The following is an 18655-nucleotide window of genomic DNA, read 5'->3' as shown; positions in this document are numbered from 1 at the left end:
AAAAAAACTATTCTGCAAGAGAATAGTTTTTAATAGATCAATCGGGTCAGCAGGCGTTCCATTTCTTCATCCTGCAGCAGCTGTTCCCCATATTTTTTCGTAATCTGTGTCAGGGCCACATCATGATAGAAATAATCGGTCATCGCTTTAACAATGGGCTTGGACATCGTTTTGATCGCTTTCCACGATTCATGCTCAACACCGGCAAACAGCAGATACATGTGATCCACAATAAGCAGCTGTGAGGGCTCAGGGGCATCGAGCAGCGGGATAAGTGAATATTGGCGAGTAAGAGAGCTTTCCAGGCCGCCTACGGCAAGCACTTCTACATACACTCCCTGTCTCTCCTTCTTCTCCAGCAGCTCGCGATATCTCTCCATGCTCTCGTTCCATGCCAGAAAAAGAATCGACGAATCGGCCTCCTCAAGCAGCTGCTCGATGTTTGAAGCGATGGAGGACTCATCCTTTAAAGTCCAGATATGTTCATCCGTGAACGTTCGCTTGATTTTATATTGTTTCAGGGCTTCAATGTCATTTTCAAAATCAAGCTTGATCTTGTGAATGACCGTCTGCAGATCAACCGCCATGTACAATTTCTTCTTTCCGTCCATTGTAGTAAGCACGATGCCCTTATCTATCAACCGATTAAGCACTTCATAGATTTTGGCCTTGGGCACATTCGAGGCGCCTACAATCGTTGTTGCATCAAGCGGTTCATCCTGCGCCATTATAGCCTCATAGACCTGACTTTCATATTGGGTAAATCCGAATTTTTGCAGCATATGCAGTTCAAGACGTCCCTTCTGTTTGTTCTGCGCTTTCCGTTAACCTGTAACTGATAGCTCAACCTGTTTATAGTTTAAATCCCGGCCCTTTGGCTGTCCAGTTTCCCTCTGCGGTCTTAATCAAACGGCCTTTTTTTCAATATAACGTTCTCCCGACCGATTAATGCTTATGACCCGCATAGTAAATTACCATGCTTAGTTGGTTGGTACTTCGCCCCGGATTAAAGTATGTATGCGACTGATCTGCCTTGAAACGGATCGAATCCCCCTGTCGCAACGTGTGTTCTGCTTCCCCTACTCTAATAGTAACCTCCCCTTTACATACCGTGATGAATTCCTCTGCTCCTTCAACATGCGGCTCAGCACTCAACGATGCTTGCTCATCCATCTCCATCATGTACATTTCAAAACGCCTTCCCTCTTCAAATGAGAAATGTGGATAAATCCGAATGCGTCCCTCATCCTCCTGTAATACTTTGATATGCTCCTTCATGAGCACGGTTGTATCCGACTTCGGTTCATCAATTAGGGTTGTGAATGAGATTTTCAATCCATTCGCAATTTTCCATACTGTTGCGATGGACGGATTGGATTCACCTCGCTCAATCTGACCAAGCATGGTTTTGCTTATACCTGACAATTCGGCTACCTTGTCCAAGCTCAGTTTTCTTTGTTCCCTGATTAACTTCATGTTTCGGGCCAGAATCAAATTAATATTTTCCATCAACATCCACCTCACTCAAAATAATATAATTATTGTGCTTTATAGAGCACATATTGTACAATCATAAAGAACAAACGCTATAACGCACTTATTGTGCATTATAACACACATTCTATTCATACAAGGAGGACATATGGATCTCTCAGCTATAATCACTTACGCCATGGTGGCTTCGTTTACACCTGGACCCAACAATATCATCTCCATGACACATGCAAGAAATCAGGGATTCCGAAGCACCTTTCCTTTTATCAGCGGAGTTGCTGCCGGATGCCTTCTGATCATGTTGATGTCCAGTTATTTCAATCTTGCTCTCTATCACTATATTCCGAAGATCACGCCCGTTTTAAACGTATTCGGATGTATCTACATGCTCTATCTGGCCTTCATGATCATGAAGAAAAATGCGTCCACTGGGCGTGAGAGCAAGAGCGAGCAAAGAAAGCATTTTTCCTTTTGGTTCGGATTCACCCTCCAGCTGATTAATCCCAAAGTGATCTTATACGGGCTGACAGCTTTATCGGTGTTTGTTCTGCCCCATACTCAGTCCCATCAGCAGTTCCTGTACTACTCGCTCCTGCTCACACTGATCGGTATCAGTGCGAATCTAAGCTGGGCTTTGGGCGGACATTTGCTTCAGCAATTTCTGTTAAAATACGAACGCCCTTTTCATATCTGCATGGGTCTGCTGTTAATCCTTACCGCGTTCTCATTGATAAAATAAAACAAAAGCGTTCACTCGTCTGCCGAGCTGAACGCTTTCTGCGATTACTCCTGATTTTATCTCCACCAGGGTCTGGTTGTGATCCCTTGTGCGTTGACTACCACCGTCTCGCCTATTTTGGGAGTAGCTATACGCACATGAGCCGTTCTTGCCGCACGGGTGACCCGCTCTGCCGGTTCATTCCAGGCATGATACGCAAGTGTAAATGCTCCCCAATGAATCGGAATCAATAACTCCCCGCCTACATCCAGATGAGCTTGTACCGTTTCCTCAGGCATCATGTGAATGTTGGACCAGCGCTTGTCATATTGACCGCATTCCATCAGTGTCAGATCAAAGGGGCCATACTTGCTTCCAATTTCCTTGAAATGAGGACCATATCCACTGTCACCGCTGAAAAACACCTTTGTTTCCTCTCCAATAATAGCCCACGAGCACCAAAGGGTCGAATCCCGATCCAATAGACCTCTTCCGGAAAAGTGTCGTGCCGGGGTACATGCAAATGTTAACCCCTTGAAGGTAAATTCATCTCCCCACTGATGCTCTGTGATCTGATCCGCAGGCACGCCCCACTTGATTAACCTTTTGCGCACACCAAGTGGAACGATGAAACGTTTGGTTTTATTTTTCAATCTGCGAATCGAAGAAACATCAAGATGATCATAATGATCATGGGAGATCACGATGGCGTCCAGTTCAGGAAAGTCCTCGGGCTGCATCGGCAGCTCGCGACTGAAGCGTTTCGTTCCGGCCCAGGATACAGGTGAAGGACGCTCACCCAGCATAGGGTCAAAGAGCAGGCGATGTGCCTCTATCTCAAGCAAAAAAGCGGAGTGTCCAAACCATGTCACCTGTGGATGCTTGGAGGCCTCCGACGTTATAGGATGCGAATATCGCTCAACGGGTATGCTTCCAGACGGCCTGCGCTCCACATTTTTACGCAAGGAATCCCGCAATATGCTGGTTAAGGACTTGATGCTCATTCCGGCGGATGTTGGAATCTGATTTTCGTATTTCGTCATGTGCAGCCCTTCCGATCCTCGTATCTCACGGTTGGCCCGTGGAATATCATTATTATCTTCTCATCTTAATTCATCGCGTGGCGATATTCAATTTTGTACCAAACAGACACAATTGGAGCAGTTAAGCTAGAATTAAGACCCCGTTTTCACTCGTATAAGACTGAGCCTATATGATATAGAAAAAACAAGAGAGAGTGTGAGAGCATCCATGAGCAAAAAATGGCGTACAAGACTTGTTAAGTTTCTACTCTTTGATCTGTTCCTGATTATTGTTTTGCTAGGTTCCGGTGTGATCTATCAGCAGGTCGGTGCATCGCAAGATGAAAAATCATTTACACCACCTGGCAAACGGTATGAAGTAGACGGCAATAAGATGCACCTGTATACGGGAGGAAAAGGCGATGTAACCGTCGTGCTTGCCTCAGGCTGGGGAACAGCTAATCCATATGTAGACTATTATCCTTTATACGAAAAGCTCGCCCCAAATGCAAAGTTTGCTGTGTATGACCGCTTCGGGTATGGCTACAGTGACAAGACCGATAAAACGCGCGATGTAGATACGGTTGCTGATGAACTACACGAATTGCTACAGGTTTCCGGGCAAAAGCCGCCTTACGTGCTTGTCGCTCACTCCCTTGGCTCATTAGAAACACTTCGTTTTGCACAGAAATATCCCGATCTTGTCAAAGGCATTGTCATGATTGACGGTGGAAGTCCTGAATACTATGAAAAGGATTCGGATAACCCCGCGGACACTATTGGTGGTTTCGGCAATCAATTCCGCATCAGAAGCGGGCTTTTCCGACTGATCATGCAAAATCAACAAGTGGTTGATACATCAAACGCCAATCGGAATGAACTAAAACTGGTGCCCGATGATCTGAAAAAAGCAGATCAAACAGCACTTCTGCTGAACTATGGCAATGCTGATACGGTCAATGAGTTACGCGAGCTGCATGCGAATGCCCAGGCTGTTATGGCCAATAAAAAGCCGTTTCCCTTTCCTCTTACGATTCTGACCGCAGATTATTTTGGTAAAGCAGAACCCGATTGGACAAAAACACAAACTGAATTCAAGTCCTGGTCCGCATTATTCAAACAAGTACATGTCAAGGATACCGAGCATTACATTCATCAATACCACCCGGACATCGTAGCCGATGAGATTTTGGATATTGTTAAGAAATAACCGCCCAGGTGGACTGCGGAGCAACATTATCATCTGAAAGCATACTATTAGTGCATAAGCAGAAGAGCGATGCCCCCTACATACGGGGAGCATCGCTCTTTTTTAATCTTGCATTTAGTGCGTCGCGCTTTGTGATTTCTCAGCTGAGCCTACCTTTACTCTTTTTACAAATACGGCAATGAGTAGTCCAGCCAGGGCCAGAATCAATGCAAAGACAAACGCATTCTGCACACCAGATGTGAAGCCTGCCAGAATATTTTCAGGACTCTGTGGATGATCCACACCCTTCAAGTAACGCGCCTGACCTGCACTGAGAATACTTACTGCAACAGCTGTACCGATAGCACCTGATACCTGCTGCAAAGTATTCATAATTGCTGTACCGTGCGGGTAATATTGACGCGGCAGCTGGTTCAGACCGTTTGTTTGTGCAGGCATCATCACCATTGAAATACCAATCATCATGAATACATGCATCATAATAATGTTGATCAGCGGCGTTGTTGGCTCGATCGTAGTGTACAGGAACAATACAATCGCAACAATAGAAATACCGATAATAACCAGCCATCTCGGACCAAATTTGTCAAACAAACGCCCCATGACCGGAGATAAAAATCCATTCAACAAACTGCCTGGCAGTAGAACCAATCCTGCAGTAAGTGGTGTAACCGCCATACCCTGCTGCAAATACATCGGCAATACCAGCATGGAGGACAGAATCATCATCATACAGATAAAGACCAGTAGCAGTCCCAGGGTAAACATCGGATACTTGAATACTCGCAGATCCATCACAGGCTCTTTCATACGCAATTGACGTATGCTGAACAAGAGCAATGAAACTACACCAACCACCAGCGTTGCAATGACAATCGGACTAGTCCAGCCACCTCCCGCTTCTCCATGTCCGCCGGCACTGCTGAAGCCATATACAATACCGCCAAAACCGAGTGTTGACAGCACAATAGACAGCACATCAATTTTGGGCTTGGTCAATTTGGAAATGTTCGGAAGGAACATCAAACCGCACACCAGGGAGATCAGGAAAAAGGGTAATGAAATCCAGAAAATCCAGTGCCAGCTCAAGTTGGCCAAAATCAGCCCTGAAATACTCGGACCACTTGCCGGTGCAAACATAATAACTAGGCCGATCAGGCCCATAGCCGCACCACGCTTCTCAATTGGAAAAATAACCAGAATGGTGTTAAACATCAGCGGCAGCAATAGTGCTGTTCCCACTGCTTGTAGCACACGGGCTACTAACAAAATTTCGAAATTCGGTGCAAGTGCAGCAACCAATGTGCCCGCAATGGAAAACACAAGCGAGGTCGTAAACAGCTGTCTGGTCGTAAACCATTGCAGCAGCAAACCCGACACGGGAACCAGAATACCAAGCACAAGCAAATATCCTGTAGTTAACCATTGTATCGTTGTTGGTCCAACCTCAAGCAGACCCATTAACGGTGTCAAGGCTACATTCAGAGCAGTCTCACCAAATAAACCTATGAATCCGCTCAGCAGCATGGCGAACAAAATCGGGAACACCTTATACTGTTGTGTTTCTTGTTGATTCTTTTCTGATCCAGCTTTCATGGAAGCTTCCAAAGTTCCATCCTCCTCAATCTTATCCAACGGTTTCTTTTCTCTCTACTCTTGAGATAATTTACTGTTTCTGTTCAGCATTCTTTGCTACAACTGACAAATAATCAGCAGCCGTCAGCAGGGGCTGTTTATCCTGATTGGTCAGACTGATAATCAATGCACCTTCCATTAGGGATACGACCAGCATTGCGGTTTCTCGAGCCCTCTCCTCACCAATGCCGTCCTGTATGAGATGACATGCAATAACCTCCTGCCAGCCAGCAAACACATCCTGTGAAGCAGCTCGCAGCTGTTGACTGATACATGAAGTTTCTACAGCAGCCCAGAAGCTGAACGGATAGAATCCCGTATAACCTGAAGCTTCAGCTTCATTGGCTGTTTCATAGATGAATTGCCTGATTCCCTCCGAGGTTGTTTCATAGGACTGGAACGTTTCCTGGAACTTCTGAAGAACATAAGCATTGGTCGTTTGAATACATTCGAGAGCCAGCTCCTCCTTACCCTGTGGAAAATAATGATATAACGAACCTTTCGGCGTGTTACTCTCCTTAATGATCTGATTCAGACCGGTCGCATGATATCCTTGTGAAAAAAACAGTCTGGCTGCTGTGCCAATAATAAGATCTCTGGCATTCGACTTTTCACTCAAAGAAAGCCACTTCCTTCAATAAATTATAACAATCGGTCTATATAATTAAAATCGCTTAAAGACGAGATGTCAATGATTTTAATTAAAATTTTACAGAAAGATAACAACCTTCTTTCAAAACAAAGCAATGAAGCGTTTGACTGAACATGAGCTCTTTGTATAAAAATGCATGTGAATACTTCTCTAGTCCCACGGAATACACATAGTAAACAGGATTCATAATGCATTTGCATTTATTTTCAAAAACAAAGGAGGAGATGTTATTGTCTGTATTGATAACAGGCCCTATTGATAACACCCCTGTTAATGGAGTTAGGCCTACGCAGACTGTATCCATCAAGATTGAAAATGAAAATCCAGTATCGGCAGCCACGGTGCTCATTCAAGGCTATGTACTTAGTGGAGTACGTACGTTGTATGTGAGTGAACAAATTACGATTTTGCCAAACGCTGTACTGACACGCAATTATTATGCTGACCTGGACAGTTTTGATTATGTCATTACCGTAACAGAACCTAGTCCTGAAAGTGTGCTTGTTTCCTTCTGGGGCAAGAACAGTGCCGGAGCGCTGATTGCCGCCCACCGGCTCGTATACTCCGAATTGTTCGGGAGCGAAAACGCGGTTGGAATTACAGGGGCGACGGGGGCGACGGGGGCCACAGGCAATACGGGAATCACAGGTGCTGCGGGTACAACAGGTGCGACTGGTGCGACAGGGGCGACTGGTGCCACTGGTGCTACGGGCGTTACAGGTACTACGGGCGTTACAGGTACTACGGGCGCGACTGGAAGTACCGGAATAACTGGCGCAACGGGCGCGACGGGAAACACAGGTGAAACGGGCGCGACTGGAGATACAGGACCTTCCGGAGGTCCTGAGGGACCGACAGGCGCGACTGGTACGACAGGAGCGACTGGAGCCACTGGTGAAACGGGTGTAACCGGGGCGACTGGAGATGTCGGTACAACGGGGGCGACCGGCCCTACTGGACCTACAGGTGCGACGGGGGCGACTGGTGCTACCGGGGCGACTGGGGCTACTGGGGCCATAGGTGTGACAGGTGCCACCGGCTTCACAGGCGCTACAGGTACATTTGAACCTAATCCGTTTAACGTATATGTCTTGCAGGGAGCAGTTGGAGGAAACGGGACACAAGCCAGTCCATTTGGAACGATTCAACAGGGGGTAACCGCCGTTTCACCAACAGGTACAGTTCATGTCCTCGGTGCAACATATCCAATTACATCAAACATTACGATTAATAAGGCCGGAGTAACTCTCCAGGGTTACCCGAATACAATCATTCTCCTGCAAGCCGCCGTCATCCCATTTACCATCATCGGAAGCGGAGTAACGGTAGACGGCTTCACAATGACAAGTGACAACCCCTATGCAGTAGAGTTTATTCAATTAGGAGGTACCAATCATACCGTGAAAAATAATACGATATTCGGTCCTCCCCAAGCCGGCCCGTCTACGGGGTGGATTGTCAATCGTGGGATTGTAACCCAAATTGGCAACATGACCGGACTCATCGTAAGAAACAATATCTTCTACTCCCTGCGTCAACCAGCTTACTTTAATCCAAATACTACGGGAGAGATCATTAGTAATGTCGTTTATAATACACGCGGATTTGTCAATGATCAGGCCGTTATGGTGTTCTCCGGCAATTCTTGGGGAAGTCCTCAGAATGCAGTAGACATCGCTTTGCTCGTGGGAACCATCACTGGCCCTCCTTTTGATCCTATTACTGCACTCAGTGCAAACAACAGTACGGCAACCATACAGGATTCCAGATAGAACGATACAATTGATGAAAACCGTCAGCATCATACCATGCCGTGGGATGGATGACTCGCTGACGGTTTCCCTTTGAATTGAAGTTACCTTTATTTTGTTCCAGAGTCCCACGCTTCAAAATTCAATTCATTATTTATACTCACCGCCGTTAACGAGCCTAACGAAGCGGCTGTAATCGCTTGATACAATTCGGATGCAGCATCTCCCGCACTGAAAACACCTGGCACAGACGTTTTTCCTTGTGCATCAACAACGATGGTCCCCGAATCTGTCACCTCACATCCAAGCCCCATAGGAACCTCCGAACCCGCCTGGAGTTTGGGCTGAAAGAATATTCCTGTACAAGAGATCAGGGTTCCATCCTCCAGCTCAACTGCACGAACCATCCCTTCTTGAGACAAAATCGAGTGAATAGGCGCTTCATAAACCTGAACCCCATGCCGAGAAAGCTCTAACATCTGTTCTTCTGGCAAGGTCACATCTCCGTTTGTACACAGTACATAATTCTTGGTCCAGCCAGCGATTAATTTAGCCATGTACAACGCCTTTTCCGCACTCATAATCATGACTAGCTTCTGATCCTGCAGCTCCCATCCATCACAATAAGGGCAGACAAAAGCACTTTTCCCGTAAACCTCTGATAATCCATCAATGTGCAAAGGCTGGTCCCTTTTACCAACAGCAAACAAGATTTTTCGGGCGTAATAAGCTTTATCCTCAGCCGTTTTGACTATGAATGCTCCATCCTTCCCGTTCATCTTAATTACCGTATCGGATGTAAATTGCACAGAAGGATAGGCCTTGATGTCTTCTGCAGCATATTCACGAAATTGCTGAGGACTAACCCCATCTCTCGTAAGAAAACCATGCGTCTCACGCGTAACCCAATTGCGAGGTTTCTGATTATCTATAACAAGCACATGCTTTCTAGCTCGGCCGAGCACCAATGCAGCGTTCAAGCCTGCTGGTCCTCCCCCCACAATCACTACATCGAATTGATCCTGATTTTCATTCATTCCAAAACACCCTTTCCAGATATTTAATATCTTTAATTAAACAACAAAAGATTGCCTCCACTCTGCATTAAAGCCAGCCATGTCACATGGGAAGGTTGGAAGGACTGTGATAATTCTAATAGCATGACATGCTTTTATTAAATGAAAGTCCTTTTTCATCATTCTAAACAAGTCTATTAGAGATATCTTATATCTACAATACAATGTTCATTATGTATTTGCAATATGTTTATTCTATTTCTACAATGAATACATGACAATCCAATGAAAAAGAGCTCGTAGCACAGAATTGTTGTTTTAACAATTAAAAAAGATCTTGTTTTTAAATTGTTCACAATCAATTGACATTATTTTAAATACTAAAACGTTATTCAAAGCACAACGTGATTTGGATGATATAATAGGTACATATAATATGAAGTTTACACAAGTATATATATTAGGAAGTGAGTATTTGAAAGCATTGAATAACGAACCACAGACGACAAATATTAGCCTTGAGTACAACTCGATTCCAAAAGTATTTTTCGATACAATCAAAATTGGAATCATCAAGTCCAACTTGATTGCCATGTTTGCAGGTTTAAGCTTAGCTTTATATGTATTTAATGCCTCTGTTCTTGCCAATATTGTCCCGATTGTGCTGTCTTTCCTCGGATCTTCCTTGATTATCGGGGCAGCCGGAGTGTTTAACAATCTGTATGACCGGGACATTGATGCAATAATGGAGCGTACCAAAAAACGTCCTACGGTAACTGGGCGGGTCGATACCAAGTCAGGTTTGATTCTAGGTATTACCATTACGTTAATTGGGGCGGTTATGCTGTATATTGCTTCACCCTCAGCCGCTGTTTTTGGTATTTTGGGATTGCTGCTGTATGTGTTCCCTTATACGATGTGGACTAAGCGTACAACGATCTATAATACCGAGGTTGGCAGTCTGTCAGGTGCAGTTCCACCACTGATCGGTTGGGCAGCCATTTCTCCAGACCTTGGCCATTTCGAAATCTGGGCACTGGTTGTAACGATGTTATTATGGCAAATGCCTCACTTCTACGGCATCGCCATTCGCCGTTTTGATGAATACAAAGCTGCTGGTGTCCCTATGCTGCCTGTAGTGAAGGGCATTGGACGAACTTACGTTCAATCTAACGTATATCTTGTATTGCTGCTACTTTCAAGCTTCTTGTTTTGGCCAATGAGCCCGTTTATCGCTATTGTAGCTTTTCTGGTGACTCTAGCTTGGCTGATTCTAAGTGTCACTACTTTTGATCCGAAAGACACCAAGAAATGGTCCCAGCGGATGTTTATTTTCTCCATCAACCATATCACCATTATCTTCCTTGTTATCATTGCTTACTCTTTGATTGCTCAATTGATGAGATAAGATAGGTACAGGGTTTGGGAAAAAGAATGAACACAAAACCGTACAGAGCATTGCCTGTAATCAGGCATGAATCTGTACGGTTTTGTGTTTTACCAGGCGTATAACGTGCTTGAAAACGCTAATAAAGCAAATTTTGCCTCAGGCATACTAGAGCTGGAGCACTTCAGTAGGCTTCAAGACACGTCCCAGGCAACATTTATGCTCACCCAGCCTTTACAGGCATTTGCTCTCCCTGCCACAGCAGTTGCATCTCTTCATTGCTCTCAAGCAGCTCCACCAGATTCCCTTCGGCTTCAATACGTCCATCCTTCATGACGATAATATGATCCGCTTTGGTTAAAGCAGCTTTGCGGTGAGATACAGCAATACAAGTGACATCATTCTCCTGAAACAATCCCTCCCACACCTTTTGCTCCGTTTCTACATCGAGGGCACTGGACAGATCATCGAAGATAAACAGGTCTGCCTCCGTCATTAACATTCGCGCAGTTGCTGACCTCTGAATCTGCCCGCCGGATAACATGACACCTCTTGGTCCCACCGGAGTCTCCAGTCCTTGATCCAGTTGTTGAATATCTTGATCCAGAACTGCGAGACGAATGGCCTTTTCCATCGCCTGATCTGTTTCTCCCACCTTGCCTTGCACAATATTCTCCCTGAGTGTATCACTGAAAAGCCTTGGAACCTGAGGAGTATATGCGGCTCTTGGCGGCATAAGAAATGTTGCTGGATCTACATGCTCTCCATTCCAGACAATCTCGCCCTCTTGCTTGGGCAACAGTCCTAGCAATGTTCGAACAAGCGTTGATTTACCAGATCCGATCCGCCCGGTGATGACCAGAAATTGGCCGCGTTTCAGCTTGAAATTAATGTCATGTATTCCGTTTGCAGATGACCCATACCGATAACTAAGATGTTTCACTTCAAGCTCATGAAACTTCTCGTTCATGTTTCTTCGTTCATGCTTCAGCTCTGGTGGATCTTCATACAGGTATATTTCCCTGCTCTCCATAATCTGATCCTCTTCGCCTGGACGAAATAATGTACGCATGCGGTCATACGATACCTTGAGCCTTTTATGCTGGAATACCATATACCCGAACAGTGAAATACTAAATCCAATGTTAACGAGATAACTGGTAAACAGAGCAAAATCTCCAACCGTGAAGTGGCCTGCCTTCATCTCGGCAGCACACATCAGCAGAATGAGCCCCGTACAGATGCTTAGCACATGCTGATTGAGCGATTTCATCCACTGTTTAAACAGACTGTCGCGCAAGGCTGCTTGACGACGTTCTTCATTCAGCAGATTAAAACGTGCTGCCACATTCTCTTCGGCCTGACCGAGCTTCAGCGCCTGCACAGCCCCGAAGGTCTCTGCAATAAAACTGGTAATACGACCTGTAGCTTCCCGGTTCACTTGCGCATACTTCCTTGCGCGGTTGCCTGAAAGGTTGTTGAGAAGTGTCACGATAACCAGGGGCAGCACAGCAACCAGCGTAATCTTCCAGTTAATGTTCGCCATAATGATAATTGAGACAACTGCAAAAACGAGCCGTCCCCAAAAATCCACCCAGGATTCAATGTATTCGACCACTTCATCGACGTCGTCGCGAAAACGGCTCATTGCCTCGCCTGGCGATGCAGGTAAATTCCGTCCAGGCCAGCGCATGATGCCAGCAAGCATGTTGGTCCGTAAAATAGCTTGAATGTGATACATATACGTCACCCAAGCGTAAAATGCTACAAAAAACGTTCCCACCCGGGTTAATCGAAACAGCGCGATTACAATTAAAGGTACAGCAAGCCACATGTAGTCGACCCGTCCCGTCGCTGTTCGATCAAAGAACCACTGCATACCCAGTCCCATCGCAAGCGGAAGGGAATGAAACACACACCATAACAAACCATTGATAAAAAACAAATAAGGCTTATAACGAAACAAACGCCCTATAAATCCTGTTACATTCATGCCAGTTCCTCCTCTCGGCCTGTAACCAGAAGCCGTGCATAGTGAGAGGACGAATCATTAGCCAGCTCCTGTCTATCTCCGAACTCCAGCAGCTTACCCTCACCCAGCACCATGATTTTGTCTACTTTCTCCAGTGTGGCAAGACGGTGCGCAATAATAATTCCTGTAGATCGCTTCATTAATTCATCTATGGCAGCCTGAAGCATGCTCTCAGTGGCAGCGTCCAGCCGTGAGGATGGCTCATCCAGAATTACCAGACTCGGCTCTGTGAGAAACACACGGGTTAAAGCGAACAGCTGGGCTTCTCCTGCGGATAAAGAGGCTCCTCCTGCATGAAGATGTGTATCCAGTCCATCAGGCTGTGTATCAATCCAATGATGCAGTCCTAACCGTTCTGTCGTTTGTTTGATCATCACATCAGACACTTCTGAATTAAACAAGGTTAGATTGTCACGCAGCGTTCCGTCAAACAGCTGTACATCCTGTGTAACCATCCCTACCCTGCGATAGAGTGCCTGCATAGATAGCTTGGTAATGTCTGTTCCCCCAATGTGAATTGTTCCTTGATCCAGATTGTACAGACGCAGCAATATACGGCTCAGACTTGATTTACCGCTGCCGGTACGGCCGATGATGCCTAGACGCTCTCCCGGCTTCACCTCAAACGTAATATTTTGAAGCACTGGCTTCTCTGCATTGTAACTGAAATGAACTTGACTGAATTTCAGTCCAAGTGGTCCGTCAGGAAGCTGTTCTTCTGTTCCATCCTCAATCTCGCTTCGCATGGATAACAGCTCTCGGGAACGAAGCATGCCTGACTTCGCCTTCTGGAATTCCTGTACCTGATCGCCAAGCAGCTCGATAGGCTCATTCAGCATCTGACTGTATTGGTAGATTAGAAACAGGGTGCCCAAGCTGATCATGCCTTCAATGTAGTAGTGAACTCCAAGAAGCAGCACCACCGTAACCGAAATAATAAACATAATGACCGTTGTATTCCATGGAACAACCCGCAGCAGCCACGCTTTTCGTCCTCTGAGGAAGACAGCACGCATGGTGCGGTAAAAGCGATTCATTACATACGGCACATGTCCGTTGGCCTGCACATCCTCAATACCGGCAATACGCTCCTCGATCAGACTGAACAAGGAGGCACTGGCGGCACGCTCGTTTTTGGAAGACTCCACTCCGAGGTTGCGGATAATGACCATGAACAGTATAGATAACAGTGTGAACGCCGTCATAACGATCGCTATCGGCACATTAATGGTGAACATAAACCCTAGAATGCCTGCCAGCAGCACAAAGCTTCCAATGACCTGAACGATAAACATAGCGAAAAAATTGGAGATACTTGTCACGTCTCCATCTACTCGTTCGATCATCTCGCCGGGTGTTTTCACATTATGAAAACGCATATCCAGCCTGAGACAATGCTTTAGCAAATCTCCACGCATCCGGTTTGTAGCCCTCCAGGCAACATCATTACCCAAATAACTTACAGCTATGGTAATGAGCTGATTCATAACAGCAACAAGCAGAAAGAGTGCAGCCAGCTTGATCAAGTCACTCAGAACACCTTCCGTTGCAGCTGTATCAATAAATCGCTGTATGATTTGTGGATTAAGCAGCTGCAGCCCTGTTGACGCAAGCAGCATAATCAGGAGCACTGCCAGCTTTCCCTTGACCGGTTTTAAATATTGCAGCAGCCATGCCATCGAGCGTTTCTCTGTTTTGGGCATCGCCCTCACCCCTTCAAATTGGACCGTGTCTTGAAGCGTATTGAAGTGCATTTTGTACCAACTTGTCGCCCTCTGCTGCGTCACTTTCCCATGACGTATCTCTGCACGCCTGCGGAAACTTCCTGGCTCGGAACGAAAATTCAGCAACACCTGCTTCCTTCAGCGTTTTCAGGCACGCCCTAGTTAATATTTAGCCCTAGTTTGTCATGCTCGCCTTGCCTTCGTTCGCTATGATGAATCATGCAGCAGCTTGCTGTAATCCATAATGCCTTGTGCGGAAGCTAATTGTTTACATCGTTTTACCATCGTACACTCTCCCTTTCTTGTCCTTAAATTAAGTCATGAACAACCACATGTGCTTATAAATGCTCGCGGATTTCTGCTCCTTTCCATGTGAAGCGTTCAGGAGGAATGCAAAAAAGCCATAGATGAATGAAGTTCATCTACAGCTTGATATGAATGAAAAGTCAGCAAGGACAGGTAAGTTCCAGCTTCTTCTCCGCATCTCAGTATGAATGAGCGTCCAGACAGGGTAGCAATGAGCCTGACTGTCCAAACGTGGTCAACACTCTACCCGAATAACGTCGATATGCTCATGCATATTCAATTATCGCAATGCGTACCTGTCGTAGCTGACCGTTCATTCGTTATCCCACCCGTTTCACATATTTGTTGTTTATTCTATTCGCTCATTCTTTATACGTCAACATAATTATTAACTGAATTGTTATTTACTTCATCCTTAGGCTCCCATTTGAACAGACTCGGTGTGCTGCTTTTCTCTTATAACAAGGCGTTTATGTGCTATAAGTAAAAAAGGAACGCCTATTGCCGTAGTCAACGCGATTGGGATAAATACGGATAGGCCATCCGCCGCACCAAACTGACTTAACAACAGTCCACCCATCACCGGAGCCACTACATTGCCGATATTATTGAAACCGATGGTGCCAAAATATGTGCCTTTCCATTCTGGCTTTGCAATGCGATCAATCAGCATATCCATCATCGTAAACAGCAGCACTTCTCCTATCGTGAATAGAATAACACTAACCATCATCAGAACAATTCCTTGCGCTACACCAAACAGCAGCAGGCTCGAAGCAACAAGCAGATTACCCGATATAAGCGGTATAAGCGGCGGTGCATTGCGGAATGTGCGCACAAGTGGATACTGGACAACAAGCACAGTAACAGCATTCAACGAGAGCATATATGAGAACAGCTGGCCCCCATTTTCAAAAACAGGACTTCTCGCCAAATACTGCGCAAGTGTGGAGCTAAAGTGACCATATCCTAGCACACAAAAAGTCGTACCGATCAGCACTGGCAGGAATACACGATCCCGCCCGGTTGTCATTAGTGCTTCTCGCAGACGAGGTGCAATAACCTCCAGACGCACGGGCAGATTCGCATGATGCAGCCTGAATTGTAAATACAAGATCAGGCCATACACGATATATACCAATCCAGAGATGACAAAAGGAAACGTAGACTCCGAGGACCCAAGCTGGAATCCGATAATGGGTCCAAATACAACACCCAGGTTGATCGCAGCATATCTCAGATTAAACACCAGCAGCTTGTTCTGCGGCGATGTAATATCTGATAAGAGTGCTCTGGACGTTGGCTCAAATACAGCGCGGCACAACCCGTTTAACGTATTGGCAACAAAGAAGACCCACAGATGCTCTGCTATCGAGAAAATAAAAAATACGGCGGCCCAGCTGAATACCGACACCAGCATTACGATTTTACGACCGATCCGGTCAGAGATATATCCCCCATAAAAGCTGACCAGAACTCCGGCGAGCGAGCTTACTGCAACAGTGACGCCCGTTTGAGTCGGGGTTGCTTCAAGCACGCGGGTCAAATAGATGGACAGAAACGGAATGCTCATCGACGTGACCAGCCGTCCAAACATCGTTCCAATAATAATCGTCCAGGCCAAGGGGTGAATTTGCTTTAAGTATGTCTTCATCTTCATGTCTCCCATCTTGCTGCTCTTCTCTCTATCTCTCTTTTTATTTTGTGAAAATAGATGAATTCCGTCATCCTCATAGGTATAATTGTATGGATAAAAGGGGGAAGTAAAAGTGTAAACATTCGTTGTTACTTTTCACCTTTATGAAGGAGCGGTGTTTGTGGATACGATCTATACTCATTTTCTAAGACTGGCTGACGCCGAGCAGCTTACATTCAAGGTGAATGAACCCGTCCGTGTGACGATTGATACGCTCTCCGCTGTGCTGTGCTGCACTCCCCGCAATGTCAAATTTATTCTGCGCAAGCTGGAGCAGCAGCGCTTTATCAAGTGGCATCCAGGACGTGGCCGCGGGCATCATTCCGAGCTGACACTGCTGAGAAGTCTGAACGAAGCATTGGAGGTGCAATTCACCGAACTTCTGTGCAGAGGCAAGCTGAAAGAAGCTATCGAGCTGATCGGAAGTGTGCGAATCGACGATGTGCTGCGGGAGAAACTCATGCTTACGCTGCATCAACAGATGGGCTTTCGCAGTCACGTGGAAACAGACTCTGGACAGGATATTCTTCGCATGCTGAGATCACGTCAGCTTGGCGATCTGGACCCTGCTTCTGTGTACACATCCTTTGAGACTTATTTGCTGGGTCAAGTATGTAGCACACTGATTTCATACGATGCTAACACGGATACCTTTCTGCCGGCGCTCGCCCATGCATGGGAATGCAGCAGTGATCACCGGGAATGGGTCTTTTATTTACGTAAAGGCGTTCGGTTTCATGATGGCCGTGTGATGACATCTCAGGATGTCCAGGCTTCCTTGAACCGGTTGTTCGAGATGAACTGTTCCTCTCTGTGGCTGTACCGTGATATTGAGCGGGCAGAACGTATTGGCGATTATAACATCCGGTTTGTGCTGAAACGGGCCAATCGTTTCTTCCTTCATCTGTTCAGCTGTATTCGCATGACCGTGCTGCCTGCTGATCATGATTCGAACCGGACGCTGGTGGGCACAGGTCCATTTCAGATCATGGAGATGAGTAAGGATGTCATTAAATTAAGCGCCTTCGACGGTTATTATGGCATTCGACCTCATCTGGATCAGGTTCACATCTGGTTTCTTCCCGAGTCCGCTTCCAATGACGGTTATTACGATCTCCCCGTTAGCGACCGGCTTAACCTGACTGAAAGCAATCCACAACAGCCTCAATTTATTGACTATCCTTCACTTGGGTGTCAGTATATGCTGTTCAATTTTCATATCCAAGGCTTACATCATCATCTCGCCTTCCGTCAAGCGATGCGTATCGTGTATGATCCGCTCACACTGGTGAATGACTTGGGCAAAAATCGCATTACACCTGCCAGCAGTTTTCTGCCCTGGCGAAGTGCTACCGAGAACTGGAAAGCTGCATCTTTGCACGATGCCAGAGCATTGCTCGAACAATCCGGTTATGATGGTGAGTCCTTCATGCTGTCCTATAAAAAGAATAAGGACTCCGATGTGGCGGAGTGGCTCCAGCGCCGTGCACTTCAGATCGGGCTCAAGATTGAGCTGGAGCCGTTTGATGATTATCTGGATGTCGTGAAGGCTTCACACGCACCAATCGTTCTAAGAGAAGAAATACTGGAGGATGACTGGCAGTATGGCATGATTCATTTTTTCAAAAACCAGTCCAACTCCTTGCATGATTACTTAACGCCCGAGTATCAAGCAATATTGGATGAGGTGTTAGATCCTTTTCCCCAGCTTGCTCAAGCTGAGCGCACGTTACTTCTGGAGCAGGCTGAAGGCTTGCTACGAGAGAACGGCTGGTTGTTACACGGATGTCATATGAACAAAAAGGCCCAGCTGCATCAGAGCATCTATGGCATGCAGACGTCGGAGTTCGGTTTTCTCGATATCTCCAAGCTGTGGATCAAAAATCCGTAACATTGCATTCGCCAGCAGCCGCAGGACGTGGACATTAGGACAAAGACATCACAACCCCCTCGCACCGTTGCAACGGGAAGGGGGTTGTAGATATTTTGATATTCTCGTATTGTATTATCAT

At 46.1% G+C, this 18655-nt stretch carries 14 protein-coding genes; 5 read left to right on the top strand and 9 right to left on the bottom strand.

The window, feature by feature from the left end; translation table 11 throughout:
- Nucleotides 1-29: 29 nt before the first annotated feature.
- Together DFQ00_RS09000 and DFQ00_RS08995 are read right to left on the bottom strand one after the other, a co-directional pair.
- Nucleotides 30-782 carry a TrmB family transcriptional regulator gene (locus DFQ00_RS09000; protein ID WP_110896141.1) on the bottom strand — a complete coding sequence of 251 codons (753 nt, stop codon included), beginning with the start codon at nt 780-782 and terminating at the stop codon, nt 30-32.
- A 163-nt stretch (nt 783-945) separates the two neighbouring features.
- Nucleotides 946-1509: a helix-turn-helix domain-containing protein gene (locus DFQ00_RS08995; RefSeq protein WP_110896140.1), complete on the bottom strand. Its 564-nt coding sequence runs from the start codon at nt 1507-1509 to the stop codon at nt 946-948.
- Nucleotides 1510-1642: 133 nt separating this feature from the next.
- On the opposite strand from DFQ00_RS08995, the gene DFQ00_RS08990 reads away from it, so the two are divergent.
- Nucleotides 1643-2233 (top strand): LysE family transporter, encoded by a 591-nt coding sequence (locus tag DFQ00_RS08990; RefSeq protein WP_110896139.1) that lies wholly within the window; start codon nt 1643-1645, stop codon nt 2231-2233.
- Nucleotides 2234-2289: 56 nt separating this feature from the next.
- On the opposite strand, the gene DFQ00_RS08985 is transcribed toward DFQ00_RS08990, so the two are convergent.
- Nucleotides 2290-3255, bottom strand: coding sequence for an MBL fold metallo-hydrolase (locus tag DFQ00_RS08985; RefSeq protein WP_110896138.1), 966 nt, complete (start codon nt 3253-3255; stop codon nt 2290-2292).
- Nucleotides 3256-3463: 208 nt separating this feature from the next.
- Here DFQ00_RS08985 and DFQ00_RS08980 point away from each other — a divergent pair, with 208 nt between their 5' ends.
- The gene (locus DFQ00_RS08980; protein ID WP_110896137.1) at nt 3464-4444 is read left to right on the top strand and encodes an alpha/beta hydrolase; all 981 of its coding nucleotides are present in this window, start codon (nt 3464-3466) and stop codon (nt 4442-4444) included.
- Between the two features lie 114 nt (nt 4445-4558).
- Here the strand turns inward: DFQ00_RS08980 and DFQ00_RS08975 are convergent, their stop codons facing one another.
- Nucleotides 4559-6040: a DHA2 family efflux MFS transporter permease subunit gene (locus DFQ00_RS08975; protein ID WP_110896222.1), complete on the bottom strand. Its 1482-nt coding sequence runs from the start codon at nt 6038-6040 to the stop codon at nt 4559-4561.
- Nucleotides 6041-6110: 70 nt separating this feature from the next.
- Complete coding sequence (locus DFQ00_RS08970) at nt 6111-6698, bottom strand: TetR/AcrR family transcriptional regulator (RefSeq protein ID WP_110896136.1); 588 nt, start codon at nt 6696-6698, stop codon at nt 6111-6113.
- Nucleotides 6699-6961: 263 nt separating this feature from the next.
- Here DFQ00_RS08970 and DFQ00_RS08965 point away from each other — a divergent pair, with 263 nt between their 5' ends.
- Complete coding sequence (locus tag DFQ00_RS08965; protein ID WP_110896135.1) at nt 6962-8503, top strand: right-handed parallel beta-helix repeat-containing protein; 1542 nt, start codon at nt 6962-6964, stop codon at nt 8501-8503.
- Between the two features lie 89 nt (nt 8504-8592).
- Here DFQ00_RS08965 and DFQ00_RS08960 read toward each other — a convergent pair whose 3' ends face one another.
- On the bottom strand, nt 8593-9519 hold the full coding sequence (locus DFQ00_RS08960) for an NAD(P)/FAD-dependent oxidoreductase (RefSeq protein ID WP_110896134.1): 927 nt from the start codon (nt 9517-9519) through the stop codon (nt 8593-8595).
- A gap of 463 nt (nt 9520-9982) precedes the next feature.
- Between DFQ00_RS08960 and cyoE the strand changes: the two genes are divergently transcribed.
- Entirely contained in the window at nt 9983-10906 is a 924-nt protein-coding gene (gene cyoE, locus DFQ00_RS08955) for a heme o synthase (protein WP_425271015.1), read from the top strand.
- A 202-nt stretch (nt 10907-11108) separates the two neighbouring features.
- Here cyoE and DFQ00_RS08950 read toward each other — a convergent pair whose 3' ends face one another.
- The 3 genes from DFQ00_RS08950 to DFQ00_RS08940 form a co-directional block, all read right to left on the bottom strand.
- Nucleotides 11109-12878, bottom strand: coding sequence for an ABC transporter ATP-binding protein (locus tag DFQ00_RS08950; protein WP_110896132.1), 1770 nt, complete (start codon nt 12876-12878; stop codon nt 11109-11111).
- Complete coding sequence (locus DFQ00_RS08945; protein WP_110896221.1) at nt 12875-14620, bottom strand: ABC transporter ATP-binding protein; 1746 nt, start codon at nt 14618-14620, stop codon at nt 12875-12877. The genes DFQ00_RS08950 and DFQ00_RS08945 overlap by 4 nt, the downstream gene beginning before the upstream one ends.
- Nucleotides 14621-15362: 742 nt before the next feature.
- Nucleotides 15363-16667, bottom strand: coding sequence for an MDR family MFS transporter (locus DFQ00_RS08940; RefSeq protein ID WP_341866260.1), 1305 nt, complete (start codon nt 16665-16667; stop codon nt 15363-15365).
- A 97-nt stretch (nt 16668-16764) separates the two neighbouring features.
- On the opposite strand from DFQ00_RS08940, the gene DFQ00_RS08935 reads away from it, so the two are divergent.
- A complete protein-coding gene (locus tag DFQ00_RS08935; RefSeq protein ID WP_110896130.1) occupies nt 16765-18534 on the top strand; it encodes an ABC transporter substrate-binding protein in 1770 nt (589 codons plus the stop codon).
- Nucleotides 18535-18655: the final 121 nt, after the last annotated feature.

The sequence above is a fragment of the Paenibacillus barcinonensis genome (assembly GCF_003217495.1).
Lineage (GTDB): Bacteria > Bacillota > Bacilli > Paenibacillales > Paenibacillaceae > Paenibacillus > Paenibacillus barcinonensis.
Note: the sequence above shows the minus strand (reverse complement) of the source record. Positions and strands in the feature narration are given on the sequence as shown.